Below are 17681 nucleotides of genomic sequence, written 5' to 3'. Positions count from 1 at the left end.
TCCGCATTGCCGCTGTCCGCAGGCTTTCGCTCTCGCCTCCGCTCTGTGCCCGGCACTCCCTTTCCGCCGGGATGTGCGCTGTCTACCGGCCGCGCAGAAAGAGCGCGTCCATTTCCTTCAGGGTCATCTGCCGCCAGGTGGGGCGGCCGTGGTTGCACTGATCGGAGCGCTCGGTCACTTCCATCTGGCGCAGCAGCGCATTCATCTCGTCGAGGGTGAGCTTGCGGTTGGCGCGCACGGCGCCATGGCAGGCCATGGTGGCCAGGATCTCGTTGCGCGCGCGCTGCACCACGGTGCTGGCGTCGTGCTGGGCCAGCTCGGCCAGCACGCTGCGCGCCAGCTCCACGGCATCGCCCTGGGCCAGGGTGGCCGGCACGGCGCGCACGGCCAGGGTCTTGGGCGAGAAGGGAGAGATTTCCATGCCCAGGGTCAGCAGCGTCTCGCCCTGGGCTTCGGCCGTGGCCACTTCCTCGGGCGTGGCGGCAAAGGTGGCCGGAATCAGCAGCGGCTGGCTGGGAATGCGGTCGTCGCCGTTGATGGCGTTCTTGAGCTGTTCGTAGACGATGCGCTCGTGGGCCGCATGCATGTCGACCACCACCATGCCCTGGCTGTTCTCGGCCAGGATATAGACGCCATGGATCTGCGCCACGGCACGGCCCAGCGGCCACACGGGCGCCGCATTGTCCGGCGCGGCGCTGCCGGCAAGGGCCGGTGCGGTGGAGGCCAGCGGCGCTGGCGGGGCCTCTTCCACCACGGGCGTACCGGTTGCCGCTGTGCGCGGCATGGCGGCAGGCTCTGCCGCTGCGGCGCTGAAATAGCTGGCTTGCCCCGAAGGACGCAGCTTGACGGCTGCGGCCTCTGCATTCTCTTGTGCGGCGGTGTCGGCAACCGCGGGCGCCGATACAGGCGATGCGGCTGCCGTGGCTTCTTCCGCTGTGGCGGTGGCCGCATCCGGTGCGGCGAGTGCCGCAGGCACGGCCTCGCGCATCGGCGCCCACAGGCCGGCCAGGTCGCGTACCGTGTGGCCGGCGCGTTCTTCGCCGAAAGCCATGCGGGTTTGCGGCCAGACCGGCGCGGCGGCCTTGGCGGCAGCGGGGGCAGCAGCCTGGCCGGCTTCGGGAATCAGGCCCGGCTGGCGTGCGGCTTCCTGTGCGGCGGCTTCGACCACGGCGGCGGCGCGCGGCGCCGCCAGCGCATTCTCGATCGCATGGCGCACGGCCTGGTGCACTTCGCGGCTGTCGCGAAAGCGCACTTCGATCTTGGTCGGGTGCACGTTCACGTCCACGCGCGCCGGATCGATCTCCACATACAGCGCATAGACCGGCTGCCTGTTGCCGTGCAGCACGTCCTCGTAGGCCGCACGGGCCGCATGGGTGAGCACCTTGTCGCGCACGAAGCGGCCGTTGACATAGCAGAACTGGTGATCCGGGCGCGAGCGCGCAGCGTCGGGGATGCCGGCGCGGCCGGTGACGTGCACGGCACCCGACCAGTGGTCCACGGTCACCGATTTTTCAACGAAGCCGTCGCCCAGCACATCGGACAGGCGGCGCGCCAGCGCGGCTTCGGCATCCGTCCCGTCCGCGGCCGCCGCCCGCCATTGCTCGACCAGCTTGCCTTCGTGCCAGATGGCAAAGCCCACGTCGGGGCGTGCCAGCGCATGGCGGCGCACGGCCTCGATGCAGTGGGCCAGTTCGGTGGCATCGGTCTTGAGGAACTTGCGCCGCGCCGGCGTGGAAAAGAACAGTTCCTTGACCTCCACCGTCGTGCCTTGGTTGCGGGCGGCAGGCCGCAGCTCGCCGCTGCGCGCATCGAGCAGGTAGGCCGATTCCTGTCCGGCCGGGCGCGAGAGGATGGAGGCTTCCGACACCGAGGCGATGGCAGCCAGCGCTTCGCCGCGAAAGCCCATGGTGGCCACGGTTTCCAGGTCGTGCAAATCGGCGATCTTGCTGGTCGCGTGGCGGCGCAGGGCCACGGGCAGCTCGTCGCGCGGAATGCCGCCGCCGTCGTCTTCCACGGCAATCAGGCGCACGCCGCCCGCGAGCAGGCGCACGGTGACCTGGCGTGCACCGGCGTCCAGCGCGTTGTCCACGAGTTCGCGCACCACGGAGGCCGGGCGCTCCACCACCTCGCCGGCAGCGATCTGGCTGATCAGCTCGTCGGGCAGGTCGCGGATGGGGCGGCGGGACGGGAGGGCTTCTGTGGAAGCAGGGAAGGTGTCAGGACTGGATGCGTTCACGCAAGCATTCTAGGCGCGGGGACAAGACGGCTTTGCAGTGAGCTTTCTGTGGCTGCGGAAATGAAAAAGAGCTGCATGTGCAGCTCCTTTTCACGCCCGGGCCGCTGATGCCGCGGCCTGAGAGAGCATCCGGAGGCTTCAGCGACGGCGGCCGCTGGTCATTTCGTTGCCGATCAGCGCACCGGCTGCGGCACCGCCGATGGTGCCCACGGGGCCGCCGAACAGCACATTGCCGACGGCGCCGCCGGCCACGGCACCCGCACCGATGCCGAGCTGTCGATTGCTGGGGCCATGGGCGCAACCGCTCAGGGCCAGGGTGCCGACCACGGCAGCCGCCAGCACCAGGGATTTGCCGCTCTTCAGAGTGTTCTTGATCATTTTTGAATTCCTCTCATCTTGCTTGTTGGGGGAGAACTGCTGTGCACCTCATCCCGGATGAGTGAAGCAGCAGAACCACGACATCGGGTTCCGGACTTTGCGTCGTCGCACAGGATTTGCACATGGCTCTGACACGCCTCCACTGTGCCTGCACAAATCCGGGGCTTGGATGAGATTCAAGTATAGATTTAACAAAACTTGTAACAGGGTGAGTGCCCGTGGGCACGATTGTTGCCGGATGCAAGCAGCTGTGACCGTTGTTGCAAGGTGCCTGCGCACGCTGGCCTGCCGGAAGACCGGGGCGCAAAATGGCAGGTTTTGCGCAGTACATTACAGGCCGCATGAGCGGCAATATCGGCATGCCGCCGTAGCCGCCCTGCGGAAATCAAGAGGATTGCGCCTTGGAAATCATTCAGTTCCTGATCGACTTCATCCTGCATATCGACAAGCATCTGGAAGCCTTTGTCGTGGCCTATGGGCCCTGGGTGTATGCCCTGCTGTTCATCATCGTGTTCGTGGAGACGGGGGTGGTGGTCATGCCGTTCCTGCCCGGGGATTCGCTGCTGTTCATCACCGGTGCGCTGTGCGGCGCGGGCTTCATGAGCTTTCCGCTGGCCGTGGCCGTGCTGCTGCTGGCGGCCATCCTGGGCGACCAGTGCAACTATGCCATCGGCCGCACCCTCGGGCCCAAGGTCTTCCAGTGGGAGGACTCGCGCTGGTTCAACCGCAGGGCCTTTGACCAGGCGCATGCGTTCTACGAGCGCTATGGCGGCATCACCATCATCCTGGCGCGCTTCATGCCGTTCATCCGCACCTTTGCGCCCTTCGTGGCCGGCGTGGCGCACATGAGCCGGGCCCGCTTCAGCATGTTCAACATCGTGGGCGCGCTGATCTGGGTGCTGGGCATCAGCACGGCCGGCTACTTCTTCGGCAACCTGGAATGGGTGCGCAACAATCTGGAGAAGATCATCTGGGGGCTGATCCTGGTCCCCGGCCTGCTGGCCATCTTCGGCGCCTGGCGTGCCGGCCGGGATGGCAAGGCCAAGGTTTCCGCGCTGTAGCGGGCCGGCCGCTCCACCATGAAAAAAGCCCCGCGATGCGGGGCTTTTTTCATGGGCGCGCGACCCGTCAGTAGCGGCGGTCGTTGCGCTTGCCCACCTCGTTGCCGATGAGGGCGCCAGCTGCGGCGCCGCCCACGGTACCCAGGGTGGAGCCGAAGACTGCATCGCCCACCACGCCGCCGGCCACGGCGCCCACGCCGGTGCCGATCTGGGCGTTGGTCGGGTTGGAGGAGCAGCCCGCCAGGGCAAGGCTCAGCAGTGCAGCTGCAGCAAGGGAAGAGCCGGTTCGTATCTTCATATCCATCTCCTTGGTGGGAGCGAGGCAGGCCGCTTGGGGCGGGTGATTGTGCAAGCCCTCACTCCAGGTGGAACACGCTTTCATGGTGCCATGGCTGCGCGCGGGCCATGGTAGGAGATGGGCGCAAAACGCCCGCCGAAGCCAGCCGGCGCCGCCGTGGGCGGGCAGTGGCACGGGCCCGCCGGCTTGTGCGGGCCGGATGTCGGACGCCGCCTATACCGACCGGCTGCGGGCCAGCGGCGGGTTGTGGGCAAAGTATTTGCGGATGCCGCTCATCAGCGCATCGGCCAGCTGCTCCTGGTAGGTGCTGCTGCGCAGCTTGGCCTCTTCCTCGGGGTTGCTGATGAAGGCCGTTTCCACCAGCACGCTGGGGATGTCCGGTGCCTTGAGCACGGCAAAGCCGGCCTGCTCCACCTTGCCCTTGTGCAGGCGCGCCATGCCGCCGATCTCGCCGAGCAGCGAGGTGCCGAGCTTGAGGCTGTCCTTGATCTGGGCCGTGGTGCTCATGTCCAGCAGCATGCGCTGCACGTGCTGGTCCTGCGCGCCCATGTTCAGGCCGCCGACCAGATCGGACTGGTTTTCCTTGTTGGCCAGCCAGCGCGCAGCGGTGCTGGAGGCGCCGCGCTCGCTGAGCGCAAACACGCTGGCGCCGCGCGCGGCGGGCGTGGTGAAGGCGTCGGCATGGATGCTGATGAACAGGTCGGCTTGCACGCGGCGGGCCTTTTCCACGCGGGTGGCCAGGGGCACGAAGAAGTCGGCGTCGCGCGTCATGAAGGCGCGCATGGGATTGCCGCCCACGCGGGAGTTGTTGATGCGCTCGCGCAGCAGATGGGCCACCTTGAGCACCACATCCTTTTCGCGCAGGCCGCTAGGGCCGGTGGCGCCGGGGTCCTCGCCGCCGTGGCCGGGGTCCAGGGCCACGATGATGATGCGGTCGGTGCGCCGCGAGGTGGCCAGATTGACGGCGGGTGCCGAGGGCGCAGGAGCCGTCGGCGCGGGTGCGGGGGCAGGGGGAGCCGGCACCGGCCTGACCGGTGCCGGTGACGGCGCCTGGGCCGTGACGGTTGGTGCCGGCGCAGGTGTCGGTACGGCGCCGGGGCGGTTGTGCTGGGCGATCAGGTCGCCCAGCGGGTCGGGCTGGGGCGCTGCGGCAATGGCGGGCGGCGGCGTGGCGATGGGCGATGAAGAAGGCGCAGGGGCGGCACCCGCGCCGGCATCGCGCAGCCGCTCGCTGATCAGTGCCTCCAGAGGATCCACGGCCTTGGCCGGATAGAGGTCCAGCACCAGGCGGTTCTTGTAGGGCGCGATCGGCGCCAGCGTGAAGACCTGGGGACGGGCCTCCTGCTTGAGGTCGATCACCAGGCGCACCACGCTGGGCGAGTTCTGGCCCACGCGGATCGTCGAGATGTTGGGATCGTCGGGCCGGACCTTGGCCACCAGTTCGCGCAGGGCCGGGTTCAGGTCTATGCCCTCGATATCCACGGCTAGGCGTGGCGGCGTGGGCACGAAGATGGGCTTGGCCGTCAGCGGGATGTCGGACTCGATGGTCACGCGCGAATAGTCGGGCGCAGGCCAGACGCGCACGGCCACGATGCTGGCGCCCTGGGCGATGTGCTGGCGGCCCAGCAGCAGCACGATGGAGCCCGCCTGCAGCAGGCCGCGGCGCGAGAGTCCGAACGGAACGGGAGTAGGTAGGGCTTTGCTCATGCCTTGAATGCGTCAAGCACGGTGCAGCCGGCCGGTGTGAATGCCTTGAGCGTCACCTGCCGCCGTGAGTCGTCGATTGCTTCGATATGGATAGCTATATCCGCAACAGGTGTAACCGCTGCGGCCTTTTCGGGCCATTCTGCCAGCTTGAGGCCGGGGCTGGCAAAAATGTCGCGAAAACCGGCGTCTTCCCATTCGCGCGGATCGTCGAAGCGGTAGAAATCGAAGTGCCAGATCGACAGGCCGTCCGCTTCGTGCGGCTCCACCACGGCATAGGTGGGGCTCTTGATGCGGCCCTGCACGCCCAGGGCGCGCAGCCAGTGGCGCACCAGCGTGGTCTTGCCCGCCCCCAGGTCGCCATGCAGCGTGACGTAGGCATGGCGCAGCGGAGACTGGGCCGCCAGGGTCCGGGCAAAGCGCGCAGTGTCCTCTTCGTCGTGCCAGGCCATGCGCAGCTCCTGCAGGGGCGCGGGCGCCGTGCTTTCTACAATCGGGGGAATATGGTGAGCAGCAGTCAATTGGTTCCTTTGATGCAAGCCTGGGCTCGCGAGCTGGGATTTTCCCAAATTGGTGTGGCTGGTGTGGATTTGTCCTCGGCCGAACCGGGTTTGGAGCAATGGTTGGCGCAGGGGTTCCATGGCGAGATGCACTACATGCAGGCCCATGGCTTGAAACGAGCGCGTCCGGCCGAATTAGTTCCCGGCACCGTGAGCGTGATCACGGCCCGCATGGACTATCTTCCCCGCGACACGCCCGCAGGCTGGCAGGCGGTGGAATGGTCGCGCCTGCAGCGGCCGGGCGAAGGCATCGTCTCCGTCTATGCGCGCGGCCGCGACTACCACAAGGTGCTGCGCAACCGGCTGCAGAAGCTGGCCGACCGCATCGCGCAGGAAATCGGGCCGTTCGGCCACCGCGTCTTCACCGACTCGGCGCCGGTGCTGGAGGCCGAGCTGGCCAGCCGCAGCGGGCTGGGCTGGCGCGGCAAGCACACGCTGGTGCTGCACCGCGAGGCCGGTTCCATGTTCTTCCTGGGCGAGATCTATGTGGACGTGGCACTGGAGCCTACGGAGCCCGTGTCCGCGCACTGCGGCAGCTGCACCTCCTGCGTGGATGCCTGCCCCACCGGCGCCATCGTGGCCGCGCACCGCGTGGATGCGCGCCGCTGCATTTCCTATCTGACCATCGAGCATCCCGGCGCCATTCCCGTCGAGCTGCGCCCGCTCATGGCCAACCGCATCTACGGCTGCGACGATTGCCAGCTGGCCTGCCCCTGGAACAAGTTTGCCGGGACCAGCACGCTGCCCGACTTCGATGCGCGTGCGGGCCTGGCCGGCACGCAGCTCGTGCATTTCTTTGCCTGGGACGAGGCCACCTTCCTGCGCCTGACCGAAGGCAGCCCGATACGGCGCATAGGCCATGCGCGCTGGCTGCGCAACGTGGCCGTGGCCCTGGGCAATGCGCTGCGCGCGAGCACCGATGCCGCCGAGCGTGCTGGCCTGCAGGCCGCGCTGGCCAGCCGTGCCGCGCACGACAGCGCAGTGGTGCGCGAGCATGTGGCCTGGGCCCTGGCCCAGGCGCCGCAGGCATAGAGAGTCGCTCAGGATCCGAGAAAGCCGGAAGTGCGCAGCTGGGTCTGCAGTCTGTCGGCAAACAGGGCATAGCCCTCTGCATTGGCGTGCACCTGGTCGGCGCGCAAGCTGGCCTGGCTGAGGACCTCGGACCATGCGTTCTCCAGCAGCGGCACCCGGGCCTCCTTGGCCACTTCCGCAAATAGCGGATGGTCCTTGAACCTGCCCGTGGCCGCTGTCATCAGGCTCATCTGTGGTACCGATACCAGCAGCACGGGCAATTGCCGAGCCTTGAGTGCGGCCAGCATGGCGCGCAGATTGTCGCGTGTTTCGCCAGAGTTTCGCTGCTGGAGAAAGTCATTGCCGCCGGCGCACAGGATCACGAGGGCGGGGCGATGCTCGTCGAGAAGGCCGGCCATGCGCGCACTGATCTGGGCCGAAGTTTCGCCAGGCACGCCGGCGTTGACGAGGCTCCAGCCGCTGTGCTGCTGCAACAGGCTAGGCCAGGATTTGTCTGGCGTGGTGCCGGTGCCGAAGGTCAGTGAATCGCCCAGGGCCAGCACCGTGGCGCCGGCTGCAATCACCGGGCCGCTGCCGCTACTCTTCTTGCCGCAGGCCGCAAGGCTCGTGGTCAGGCCCATCAGCAGGCCAAGCGCGGCCCAGTCCTGGAGATGGCGCCGCCGCGTGGTGTTGGCTGCAAATATTGGCAAGATTCCCTCCTTTGTCATGGTTTCAAGCCAGTATAGGAAGAAGGGATGGTAAAGGCCGCAGTGCAAGCCCGGTGCCTAGAGCCGTATTGAATGGGTGCAAGTTCGGTATCTGCAGCAAAACTCGGGAAAACACTGACAAATTGTCACAGGTGAGGGCAGGCCAAGCCGGCGCACGGCTTTTAGTATCCCTAGTTCTTTTTACAGACCTCATGAGGAGACCCTTTATGAACCGTCGCCTATGGCTGGGCCTGACCATGGCTCTTGCAACCGCAGGTGTTTCGACTGCCGCGATGGCCGATGCCAGCTTTCCCAACAAGCCCATCAAGCTGCTGGTTCCCTTTGCCGCAGGCGGCACTACCGACATCATTGCGCGCGTCATCGCCGATCCGCTGGGCAAGGAACTCGGCCAGTCCGTGGTGGTGGACAACAAGGGCGGCGGCGGCGGCGTGATCGGTGCGCTGGAGACGGCCCGCCAGAAGCCCGATGGCTACAACCTGGGCATTGCCACGGTGTCGACCATGGCCACCAACCCCGCCATCAACCCCAAGACGGCCTATAACCCGCTGACCGATTTCACGCCCATCGTCAACATCGCGGCCACGCCCAATGTGATCGCCGTGAATCCCAAGTTCGCCGGCGCGGCCAGCTACAAGGCCTTCGAGGCCGAGCTCAAGGCCAATCCCGGCAGGTATTCCTACGGTTCCTCGGGCACGGGCGGCATCCAGCACATGCTGATGGAGCTGTACAAGAGCCTGACCGGCATCCAGATGACCCATGTGCCCTACCGCGGCGCGGGCCCGGCCCTCAATGACGCGGTGGCCGGCCAGATTCCCATGATCCTGGACAACCTGCCATCGGCCCTGCCCTTCATCAAGGACAAGCGCCTGAACGCCGTCGTCGTGGCCGCACCCCAGCGCCTGGCCGTGCTGCCCGATGTGCCCACCTTCAAGGAAGTGGGACTGGAGCCCGTGAACCGCATGGCCTTCTACGGCATCATCGGGCCCAAGGGCATGGACAAGGCCGTGGTGGACAAGATCAACGCCGCCGTGCGCAAGGTATTGCAGGATCCGGCGGTGAAAAAGCGCATCGAGGACACCGGCTCGCTGGTCGTGGCCAACACGCCCGAGCAGTTCGCCAAGGAGCTCAAGGATGAGTTCGAAACCTACAAGCAGGTGGTGGCCAAGCAGAAGCTGACGCTGGACTGATTTGCGGCCTGCGCCATTGCGGAACCCGAAGTGCTGCGAAGGCAGTCCTTCGGGTTTTCTTTTTCTGGATCTGAAATTTGATAGCTGCCAGCGCTTGTGCCGCAAGGGCTTGATGCTGTTTCTGTCAAGATGCTCCCTGCATCCGAAGGGCAGGGCGGCCGGGGCGCGTTCGACATCCTGAATGCGGCCCGGAGCGTGTAGGCTTGGCATATGCCGCAGACCGCCATGCCTTCTCCCGATGTCCAAGATGCCCGCGCCGCAGCCAGGCCGGCCGCGCCGGCCATGCGTCCCGACGACTGGCCGCAGCCGCTGCCCGAGAGTCTGGACGCCATCGACGCCTTCGTCGATGCGCTGCTGCTGGAGGATGGCCTGTCGCGCAACACGCTGGCCGCCTACCGGCGCGACATGGTGGCCTTCGCGCGCTGGCTGGCGCGCGAGCAGCCGCCGCTGGCGCTGGATGCGACGGCCGAGGTTCATTTGCAGGGCTATTTCGCGGCCCGGGTGGACGACACCAAGGCCACATCGTCGAACCGGCGCCTGACCGTACTGCGCCGCTACTACCGCTGGGCGCTGCGCGAAAAACGCGTGGCGGCCGATCCCACCGTGCGCCTGCTGGCGGCCCGGCAGGCGCCGCGTATGCCCAAGACGCTGACCCAGGCGCAGGTCGAAGCCCTGCTGCAGGCGCCCGATGCCGACACGCCGCTGGGCCTGCGCGACCGCGCCATGCTGGAGTTGATGTATGCGAGCGGCCTGCGCGTGAGCGAGCTGGTGGGCGTGCGCATGCATGAGCTGGACCTGCGCTCGGGCGTGCTGCGCGTGACCGGCAAGGGGCGCAAGGAACGGCTGGTGCCGTTCGGGCAGGAAGCCCAGTGGTGGCTGGAGCGCTATCTGCGCGAGGCGCGGGCCCTGATCCTGAACGGCCAGCACAGCGATGCCGTGTTCGTGACCCAGCGCGGCGCGGGCATGAGCCGGGTCATGTTCTGGGTCATCGTCAAGAAATGCGCGCGGATGGCGGGCATCACCGCTCCGCTGTCGCCGCACACGCTGCGCCACGCGTTCGCCACGCATTTGCTCAACCACGGCGCGGACCTGCGCGTGGTGCAGATGCTGCTGGGCCATGCCGACATCTCGACCACCACCATCTACACCCATGTGGCGCGCGAGAGGCTCAAGGCCCTGCACGCCAGGCATCATCCCCGGGGCTGATCCCCGCAGCAGTGGCTCAGCCCTGGGGCTGCCGTTCGCTGATGTGGATGTAGTACAGGCCCCAGGCCGCCTTGGCAAAACGGCTCTTGAAGGGCGTGTCGGTCAGTTCGGCGATGGCCTGGGCGTCATAGATGCCCCATAGCGGCCCCAGGCCGCCCGTGAACAGCGGCTGGCCGTCCATCTGCGTGGCCACCAGAAAGCCCCAGCGCATGGCCTGGACCAGCGGCATCTGCACGCGGTAGCCGTCTATGGCCTGCATGGTGATCCAGTGGCCGTCGCGCATGGCCCTGGCGATGTCGATGCCGGCGGCCTGCAGCACGGTCTCCAGCCGGGGGCCGCCCAGTTCGTGCATGGCTTCGTCGTATTCGATGCGGATGCGCATCCTGTGCTCCTGCAGGCTGGCAATCGCGTCGAGGCTGCAGGACCAGGCCGCATCGAACCGGTTGCCATGCTGCACCAGCATGCGGTCCCGCGCGGCATCGAGTCCGCCGCGGTTGGGCTCGATGCCCTGGCCGCTGACGGTGAGCACCACGGGCTGCAGGCCGTTGAAGAAGCAGGTGCGCGTGGCCACGGGGGTAGCCTGTGCCAGGGGCGCCAGAGTGGCTGCGCCGGTGGCGGCGAACAGGGCGCGGCGTGAAATCGTTGGGCGATCGGTCATGGCGGTGCTTTGTTCTACGGATGCATGCAGTGTAGTGGCTTGTCTGCACGGCGCTTTCACCGTGGCCTTCTTCGGGGTGCGGCTGCCGCCGTTCCGTCTGGTGCAAGCGCCGATTGGATGATTGATTGCTTTGGCGTACTCAATCAGTCGAAATGCCTCATCGGAATGCAAGGGCTGGAGCTTGCTTGCGACGAAGCATTGCAGGGCCTGCCAGGGGTTTGGCGGATGGGCAAGAATGGCGGGATTGTTGTTGATAGGTTCATTGGTAATGACTGATTTTCTGCGCCGGCATTTGCTGGCCTGTGCTGCGGCGGCGCTGATGCCTGCCGTGATGACCGCGAACGTGCAGGCTGCCGACAAGGCGGACTGGCCTCAGCGCCCGATACGCATGGTGGTGTCCTACCCGGCGGGCGGCGTCAGCGATGTGGTGGCTCGCGCCCTGGGCGAGAAGCTCTCGGCCGCGCTGGGCCAGTCGGTGGTGGTGGACAACAAGGCCGGCGCCGGCGGCGCCATCGGCCTGGACCAGGTGGCCAAGGCGGCTGCGGACGGCTATACGCTGGGATTTTCCTCCATCAGCCCGCTGACGTTGAGCCCCCACCTGGGCAAGCCCCTGTTCGACCCGCACAAGGATCTGGTGCCCGTGGTCAGCGTGATGTATTCGCCCGTGCTGCTGCTGGGCACGGCCCGCACCCAGGCCGCAAGCTTTGCGGAGCTGATGGCCCAGGCCAAGGCCCATCCCGGAGAGGTGCGCTGGGCCACGGCCGGTCTGGCTTCCCTGGGCCACATCATGCTCGAGCAGATTGCCGACCAGGGCAAGGTCCAGATCACCCACATTCCCTACAAAGGTGGCGGCCAGCAGCTCAACGACGGCCTGAGCGCCCAGTTCGAGGTGCTGTCCACCAATGCCGGCCCGGCCGTGATCCAGCACATCAAGGCCGGCAAGCTCAAGGCGCTGGCCGTCGGCGCGCCGGCGCGCCTGGAATCGCTGCCCCATGTGCCCACCCTGGCCGAGCTCGGCTACAAGAGCGCCAACATGACCTCGGTGTTCGGCATCTTCGCGCCTGCCGGCACGCCGGTCGCCATCGTGGAGCGCCTCAATGCGGAGGTGAACAAGGCCCTGGCCCAGCCCGACATCCGCCAGCGCCTGCAAGCCACGGACAACGTGCCCACGGGCGGCAAGGGCGTGGATTTCGCGCGGCAGATCGAGGCCGAATCGCAGGCCAATGCGCGCATCATCCGCGCCGCGCACATTCAGCTCAACTGAGTGCGGCCGAATGTACAAGGGCTGGCAACCCGATGGGCTGCCAGCCCTTGTGCTGTTTGCGTCGCACGCTCCCGGATCCGATAAGCCAGCGCCATGACCCGGCCGGCCGGGAGTCAGGCCACGTCCAGCGCCAGGTTGTCGGCCCAGGCCAGGGCCTGCAGGTGGGCCCAGTTGACCTGGTGGTTGGACAGCTGCAGCGCATTGGCCGCGCGGGCAAAGCTTTCCTCGTCGCCGGATTCGCAGGCCCGTGTCAGTTCCAGGAACGGTGCGAAAACGCCGCTGTTGTGCACCAGCGCATCGATCACGGGCTGTGGCAGGGCGACGGAGGCCAGGGCTTTTTCCATGGGCTGGCCCAGCATCACGTCCAGCAGTGAGAACACGCCGACGACAAAGGCGTTGTCGCATTCCTCGGGCGGCAGCAGCTCCGAGGTCAGCAGCTCCATCAGGCGGCCGCGCACCACGGCAGTCTGGCCCACGGCCGGCGGCGAGCCGTCCGTGCGCGAGGTGGTCAGCAGCAGGGCGGCCCAGCGGAACAGCTTCTTGAGCCCCAGGATCATGACTGCGTGGCGGAAGGACGTGATCTCGCAGGACAGGCCGAAACCCGAGGAGTTGATGAAGCGCAGCAGGTTGAACGACAGCGTCGGGTCCTTCTTGAGCAGCTCCTCGATCTCGTCGGTGCTGGCCTGCTGGCGCACCAGGTTGATCAGCTGGATGATGGTGGCCTGCGTGGGGCGGATGGTGCGCGCCTCGACCAGCTGGGGCTGCGCGAACCAGAAGCCCTGGAACAGCTTGATGCCCAGGCTGCGCATGTGCTCGAACTGCTCGGCCGTTTCCACCTTCTCGGCCACGATCTGGGCGTGCGTGTAGCTGCGGGCGAACTTGACCAGTGCTTCGGCATCGGCCGGCGAGAGCCTGCGCATGTCCAGCTTGATGAAGGAGGCCATGGGCAGCCAGCTCGCATAGGCGCGGCGCAGCAGATTCTGGTCGAAGGCCAGGCGAAAGCCGCGCTGGCGCAGCGCATTGAAGGTCGCCAGGCTGGCTTCGATGTCCAGCGCCGTGGCGCTCTCGCCCAGCGGCGGCACTTCCAGCACCACCTTGTCCGGATGGATGAGCTCCAGGTGGCCGCCGGTCAGGCTCTCGTGCGTGCAGTTGATGAAGACGGTCTTCTTGCCGACCAGGGCCTCCGTGCCGGCGTAGGACAGTGCGTTGAACAGCAGGGCCGCATCGGTGGCCGCGGTATGGGCGTTGACGGCCGTGGAGCGGTCGAACAGCTCGTAGCCGTAGACATTGCGCGCCTCGTCCACGATGGCCTGGCGCGCGATGCGGGCCACGTTGGCTTCGTCTTTGCCGCTGGCGGGGGGGACTAGGGTTTCGTCAGGAGTGCCCATGGTGTCGCAAATGATGTGAGTGCAGCCCGGCCGCCATGGCCTAGAGGTCTGCGAGATGATCGGTCCAGGCCATGGCCTGCAGGTGCGCGCCGTTGATCCGCTCCAGGTCCAGCTGCAGCGCCTCGGCGCTGCGCTGGTACAGCAGGTTGTCGCGGCTCTCGCAGGCTTCGGCCAGGATGAGCAGCTCGCCCAGCGGCCCTTCGCGGTGCAGCACGGCGGCGGCCACGGCATCGGGCACGGGAATCAGCGCCATGGCGGTCGGCAGCGGCAGGCCCAGCATGTGGTCCAGCATGGAGAACATGCCGCAGACAAAGGCCTGGTCGGTGTCGATATGGCTGAGCGAATCCCGGGCCAGCAGCTCCATCAGGCGCCCGCGGATCACGGCGGTCTGGCCAATGGCCGGCGGCGGCCCGCCCTCGCGCGAGGCGGTCAGCAGCATGGCGGCCCAGCGGAACAGCTTCTTCATGCCCAGCAGCAGCACCGCCTGCTTGAACGAGGTGATCTCGCGCTGCATGCCGAAGCTGGCCGAGTTGATCAGGCGCAGCAGATTGAAGGCCAGACCCGCGTCCTTCTTGAGCACTTCCTCGATCGCCTCGGTGCTGGCCTGCTCGCGCACCAGCGTGATGAGCTGGACGATGTTCTGCTGCGCGGGCGTCAGCAGCTTGGTCTGCATGACGGAGGGGCGTGCGAACCAGTAGCCCTGGAACAGCGCCACGCCCAGCCGCGAGGCCAGCTCGTGCTGCTGGGCGCTTTCCACCTTCTCGGCAATCAGCTCGGCATGGCTGTGGCGGCTGGCGAAGCGCACCATGACGGTGAGCTGGTCCGGCGCGAGCAGGGACAGGTCCAGCTTGATGTAGTCGGCCAGCGGCAGCCAGGCGGCATAGGCCGATTCCAGCACCGAGTGGTTGAAGGCCAGCGAGAAGCCGCGCTCGCGCAGCGACTGCAGGATCGGCAGGCGGGCATTGACTTCGCTGGCCGCGGTATGCCCGAGCGGCGGAACCTCGAGCACCACGCGCTCCGGCGGCAGCAGGTCCAGGTGCTCGCCCGACAGGCTTTCGTGCGTGCAGTTGACAAAGATCAGCTTGGTGCCGACCAGCTCCTCCTCGCCCGCATGCGACAGCGCGGTGAACACCAGCGTGACATCGGAGTCCGCCGTATGGCCGTAGGGTGCGCGCGCACGGTTGAACAGTTCATAGCCGACGACCTGATGCCTGTCGTTGACGATGGGCTGGCGCGCGATCATGCCCCTGCCCGCGGCGCTTGCCGTGGAGGAGGCGGTCCTGGAGGTCGAGCCAACCGAGATGGAATTCATGCAGTGTGTGAAGCCTCAAGCGCGGGCATCAGGAATGTGAGCTGTGTTTGATTGTAAGAATGAAGCGGGCATGCTGTCAGAAAAATGGTGTCGCCGGTTTGCCGGGATTGGCTGCCCGGCCTCAAGCCGCACGGCGCGGGCCTCAGACCTGCTGCAGCCAGGCCAGCTCGGCTTCGGTGAAACCGGCCGCGCGGCGGGCGCGCTCGTTGAACGGAGGCTTCAGGCGCGGCGCCTCGTAGCGGGCGGTCAGTTCCTGGTAGTGGGATTCGGGCTCCAGCCCGTTGCGCTCGCACAGCCAGCGATACCAGTGGTTGCCGATGGCGACATGGCCCACTTCCTCGCGCAGGATGATGTCCAGGATGGCCACGGCGGCCAGCGCGTCCGGCGTGGCCACGTTGCGCAGCTTGTGCTGGATCTGCGGCGTGGCATCGAGCCCGCGTGCCTCCAGCGTGCGCGGCACCAGCGCCATGCGGGCCACGATGTCGCCCGCGGTCTTCTCGCACATGGTCCACAGCCCCTGGTGGGCGGGAAAGTCGCCATAGTCGTGACCCAGGTGCGTGCGCAGGTGGTCGCGCAGCAGCCTGAAGTGCTTGGCCTCCTCTGCCGCGACCTGCAGCCAGTCGTGGTAGTACTGCGCCGGCATGCCGCCAAAGCGCCAGACGGCGTCCAGCGCCAGGTTGATGGCGTTGAATTCGATATGCGCGATCGCATGCATGAGCACGGCACGGCCCTCGGGCGTGGCCGGCGAGCGGCGTGCCACCGCGGTATGGTGGCGCAGCTCGGGGCGCGCCGGGCGGCCGGGCAGCCCGGTTTCGGGAAGGGGGAGCGCGGGTGCCTGCTCGGCGATGGAATAAAGGGCCTTGCGCGTATGCAGGTCGATGGCTGCAGCGGCTTTTTCCTCGGGATCGGAAAGGCACAAGACCTCTAGTGCGCGGTGACGTAGCTCCATCCCTACAATTGTAGGTTTGCTGACATAACCAGCCACGGCCGACGCGAATCGGGCGGCGGCAAGGCGTTTGCCCCGCGGCAATGCCTTGTGCCTTCCCGTGCGTGCCGGCTCTGGCAACAATCCACGGAGACCGAGCAGATGGCAATTTACGAACTCGATGGTGTGGCGCCGAAGATCGCCGAGTCCGCCTGGGTGGCCGACAGCGCCGAAGTGATGGGGAGGGTGACGCTGGGCGAGGATGCCAGCGTCTGGTTCGGCACCGTGGTGCGCGGCGATACCGAGAGCATCACCATCGGCGCGGGCAGCAACATCCAGGACGCCAGCGTGCTGCACGCGGATTTCGGAAAACCGCTGGTCGTGGGTTGCAATGTGACGGTGGGCCACCAAGTAATGCTGCATGGCTGCACGATCGGCGACGAGTCGCTGATCGGCATCGGTGCCGTGGTGCTCAATGGCGCCAGGATCGGCAGGAACTGCCTGGTGGGGGCGGGTGCGCTGGTGACCGAGGGCAAGGAGTTTCCCGACGGCTCCATGATCATCGGCAGCCCCGCCAAGGCGGTGCGCCAGCTGAGCCCCGAGCAGATCGAGGGCTTGCGCCAGAGCGCACGGCACTATATCGACAATGCGCGCCGCTTCAAGAGCGGCCTGCGCAAGCTGGGCTGAACCGCCGTTCGGCCCGGTGCTTTACTGGAACCTTTTGCGTGTCTGAACTGCATAAATTCATTTTCGACGGCCTGCCGGTGCGCGGTGCCATTGTCCGCCTCACCGATGCCTGGCAGGAGATCCTGCAGCGCCGCGCCGGCAACAACGACACCGGCGCCTATCCGCAGGCCGTGCGTGCCCTGCTCGGGGAGATGACGGCTGCCGGCGTGCTCATGCAGTCCAACATCAAGTTCAACGGCGCGCTGGTCTTCCAGATCATGGGCGACGGCCCGGTCAAGCTGGCCGTGGCTGAAGTGCAGTCGGATCTGAGCCTGCGCGCCACGGCATCGCTGGTGGGCGAGGCGAACCGGCCTTTGCGCGGGCAGCTGGCTCCGCTGGCGGAGCTGGTCAATGCCCATGGCAGCGGCCGCTGCGCCGTCACGCTGGACCCCAAGGACCGCCAGCCCGGCCAGAGTCCCTATCAGGGCGTGGTACCGCTCAACGATGCCGCCGGCGGTCGCTTCGAGCGCCTGTCGGATGCGCTGCAGTTCTACATGATGCAGTCCGAGCAGCTGGACACGGTGATGGTGCTGGCCGCCAATGACCAGGTGGCTGCCGGCCTGATGGTGCAGCGCATGCCGGTGAAGGGCGAGGCCAATCTGGCAGCCGCGACGGAAAGCGGCGAGGCCGAGCAGGATGCGCTGGGCCTGAACGAGGAATACAACCGCATCGCCACGCTGGCCGCCAGCCTGACCCAGGACGAGCTGCTGACCCTGGATGTGGAAACCATTCTGCGGCGCCTGTTCTGGGAGGAGAAGCTGCTGCGCTTCGCGCCCCAGGCCGACGAGCAGGCCCCGCGCTTTGCCTGCACCTGCAGCCGCGACCGCGTGGCCTCCATGCTCACTTCGCTGGGCGAGGAAGAGGTGGAGTCCATCATCGCCGAGCGCGGCCAGATCGACGTGGGCTGCGATTTCTGCGGCCAGCAGTATCTTTTCGACGCCATCGATGCCGCGCAGCTGTTCACCGCCGCGGGCATCCAGCCGCCCAGCTCGTCTTCGGTGCAATAGGCGCCTGGCAAGTCCGTGGCGCAGTCCCGCAG

General features: G+C 67.0%; 17 protein-coding genes. 7 read left to right on the top strand and 10 right to left on the bottom strand.

Annotation, left to right across the window (positions count from 1 at the left end; genetic code table 11):
- Nucleotides 1-82: 82 nt before the first annotated feature.
- Entirely contained in the window at nt 83-2236 is a 2154-nt protein-coding gene (mutL, locus tag Cte04_RS03825; RefSeq protein ID WP_066472303.1) for a DNA mismatch repair endonuclease MutL, read from the bottom strand.
- A 138-nt stretch (nt 2237-2374) separates the two neighbouring features.
- On the bottom strand, nt 2375-2614 hold the full coding sequence (locus Cte04_RS03820; protein WP_066472301.1) for a YMGG-like glycine zipper-containing protein: 240 nt from the start codon (nt 2612-2614) through the stop codon (nt 2375-2377).
- 401 nt (nt 2615-3015) lie between these two features.
- Here Cte04_RS03820 and Cte04_RS03815 point away from each other — a divergent pair, with 401 nt between their 5' ends.
- The gene (locus Cte04_RS03815; protein WP_066472299.1) at nt 3016-3675 is read left to right on the top strand and encodes a DedA family protein; all 660 of its coding nucleotides are present in this window, start codon (nt 3016-3018) and stop codon (nt 3673-3675) included.
- 67 nt (nt 3676-3742) lie between these two features.
- On the opposite strand, the gene Cte04_RS03810 is transcribed toward Cte04_RS03815, so the two are convergent.
- The 3 genes from Cte04_RS03810 to tsaE form a co-directional block, all read right to left on the bottom strand.
- Complete coding sequence (locus Cte04_RS03810) at nt 3743-3973, bottom strand: YMGG-like glycine zipper-containing protein (protein WP_066472297.1); 231 nt, start codon at nt 3971-3973, stop codon at nt 3743-3745.
- A gap of 213 nt (nt 3974-4186) precedes the next feature.
- Nucleotides 4187-5680: an N-acetylmuramoyl-L-alanine amidase gene (locus Cte04_RS03805; protein ID WP_066472294.1), complete on the bottom strand. Its 1494-nt coding sequence runs from the start codon at nt 5678-5680 to the stop codon at nt 4187-4189.
- Nucleotides 5677-6198 (bottom strand): tRNA (adenosine(37)-N6)-threonylcarbamoyltransferase complex ATPase subunit type 1 TsaE, encoded by a 522-nt coding sequence (gene tsaE, locus Cte04_RS03800; protein ID WP_066472291.1) that lies wholly within the window; start codon nt 6196-6198, stop codon nt 5677-5679. The genes Cte04_RS03805 and tsaE overlap by 4 nt, the downstream gene beginning before the upstream one ends.
- A gap of 12 nt (nt 6199-6210) precedes the next feature.
- Here tsaE and queG point away from each other — a divergent pair, with 12 nt between their 5' ends.
- Nucleotides 6211-7269, top strand: coding sequence for a tRNA epoxyqueuosine(34) reductase QueG (queG, locus tag Cte04_RS03795; protein WP_066472288.1), 1059 nt, complete (start codon nt 6211-6213; stop codon nt 7267-7269).
- Nucleotides 7270-7277: 8 nt separating this feature from the next.
- On the opposite strand, the gene Cte04_RS03790 is transcribed toward queG, so the two are convergent.
- The gene (locus Cte04_RS03790) at nt 7278-7958 is read right to left on the bottom strand and encodes a GDSL-type esterase/lipase family protein (RefSeq protein ID WP_245633285.1); all 681 of its coding nucleotides are present in this window, start codon (nt 7956-7958) and stop codon (nt 7278-7280) included.
- Between the two features lie 224 nt (nt 7959-8182).
- On the opposite strand from Cte04_RS03790, the gene Cte04_RS03785 reads away from it, so the two are divergent.
- Entirely contained in the window at nt 8183-9163 is a 981-nt protein-coding gene (locus tag Cte04_RS03785) for a tripartite tricarboxylate transporter substrate binding protein BugE (RefSeq protein ID WP_066472285.1), read from the top strand.
- 282 nt (nt 9164-9445) lie between these two features.
- On the top strand, nt 9446-10369 hold the full coding sequence (gene xerD / locus Cte04_RS03780) for a site-specific tyrosine recombinase XerD (RefSeq protein WP_066473888.1): 924 nt from the start codon (nt 9446-9448) through the stop codon (nt 10367-10369).
- A 16-nt stretch (nt 10370-10385) separates the two neighbouring features.
- On the opposite strand, the gene Cte04_RS03775 is transcribed toward xerD, so the two are convergent.
- Entirely contained in the window at nt 10386-11027 is a 642-nt protein-coding gene (locus Cte04_RS03775) for a molybdopterin-dependent oxidoreductase (RefSeq protein ID WP_066472283.1), read from the bottom strand.
- A gap of 268 nt (nt 11028-11295) precedes the next feature.
- On the opposite strand from Cte04_RS03775, the gene Cte04_RS03770 reads away from it, so the two are divergent.
- Nucleotides 11296-12291, top strand: coding sequence for a Bug family tripartite tricarboxylate transporter substrate binding protein (locus Cte04_RS03770; protein ID WP_066472280.1), 996 nt, complete (start codon nt 11296-11298; stop codon nt 12289-12291).
- A 113-nt stretch (nt 12292-12404) separates the two neighbouring features.
- Here the strand turns inward: Cte04_RS03770 and Cte04_RS03765 are convergent, their stop codons facing one another.
- From Cte04_RS03765 to Cte04_RS03755, 3 genes are all read right to left on the bottom strand, one after another.
- Complete coding sequence (locus Cte04_RS03765) at nt 12405-13679, bottom strand: EAL and HDOD domain-containing protein (protein WP_066472277.1); 1275 nt, start codon at nt 13677-13679, stop codon at nt 12405-12407.
- Between the two features lie 40 nt (nt 13680-13719).
- Nucleotides 13720-14922 (bottom strand): EAL and HDOD domain-containing protein, encoded by a 1203-nt coding sequence (locus Cte04_RS03760; protein ID WP_245633306.1) that lies wholly within the window; start codon nt 14920-14922, stop codon nt 13720-13722.
- Between the two features lie 211 nt (nt 14923-15133).
- Nucleotides 15134-15940: a ferritin-like domain-containing protein gene (locus tag Cte04_RS03755; protein ID WP_066472271.1), complete on the bottom strand. Its 807-nt coding sequence runs from the start codon at nt 15938-15940 to the stop codon at nt 15134-15136.
- Nucleotides 15941-16078: 138 nt separating this feature from the next.
- On the opposite strand from Cte04_RS03755, the gene Cte04_RS03750 reads away from it, so the two are divergent.
- Both Cte04_RS03750 and hslO read left to right on the top strand, forming a co-directional pair.
- Entirely contained in the window at nt 16079-16603 is a 525-nt protein-coding gene (locus Cte04_RS03750) for a gamma carbonic anhydrase family protein (protein WP_066472269.1), read from the top strand.
- Between the two features lie 38 nt (nt 16604-16641).
- Nucleotides 16642-17649 carry an Hsp33 family molecular chaperone HslO gene (hslO, locus tag Cte04_RS03745; protein ID WP_066472266.1) on the top strand — a complete coding sequence of 336 codons (1008 nt, stop codon included), beginning with the start codon at nt 16642-16644 and terminating at the stop codon, nt 17647-17649.
- Nucleotides 17650-17681: the final 32 nt, after the last annotated feature.

Source organism: Comamonas terrae, assembly GCF_001544075.1.
GTDB classification, from domain to species: domain Bacteria; phylum Pseudomonadota; class Gammaproteobacteria; order Burkholderiales; family Burkholderiaceae_C; genus Comamonas; species Comamonas terrae.
The sequence above is the reverse complement of the archived record's forward strand: the minus strand, read 5'-3'. Positions and strand labels throughout refer to the sequence as shown.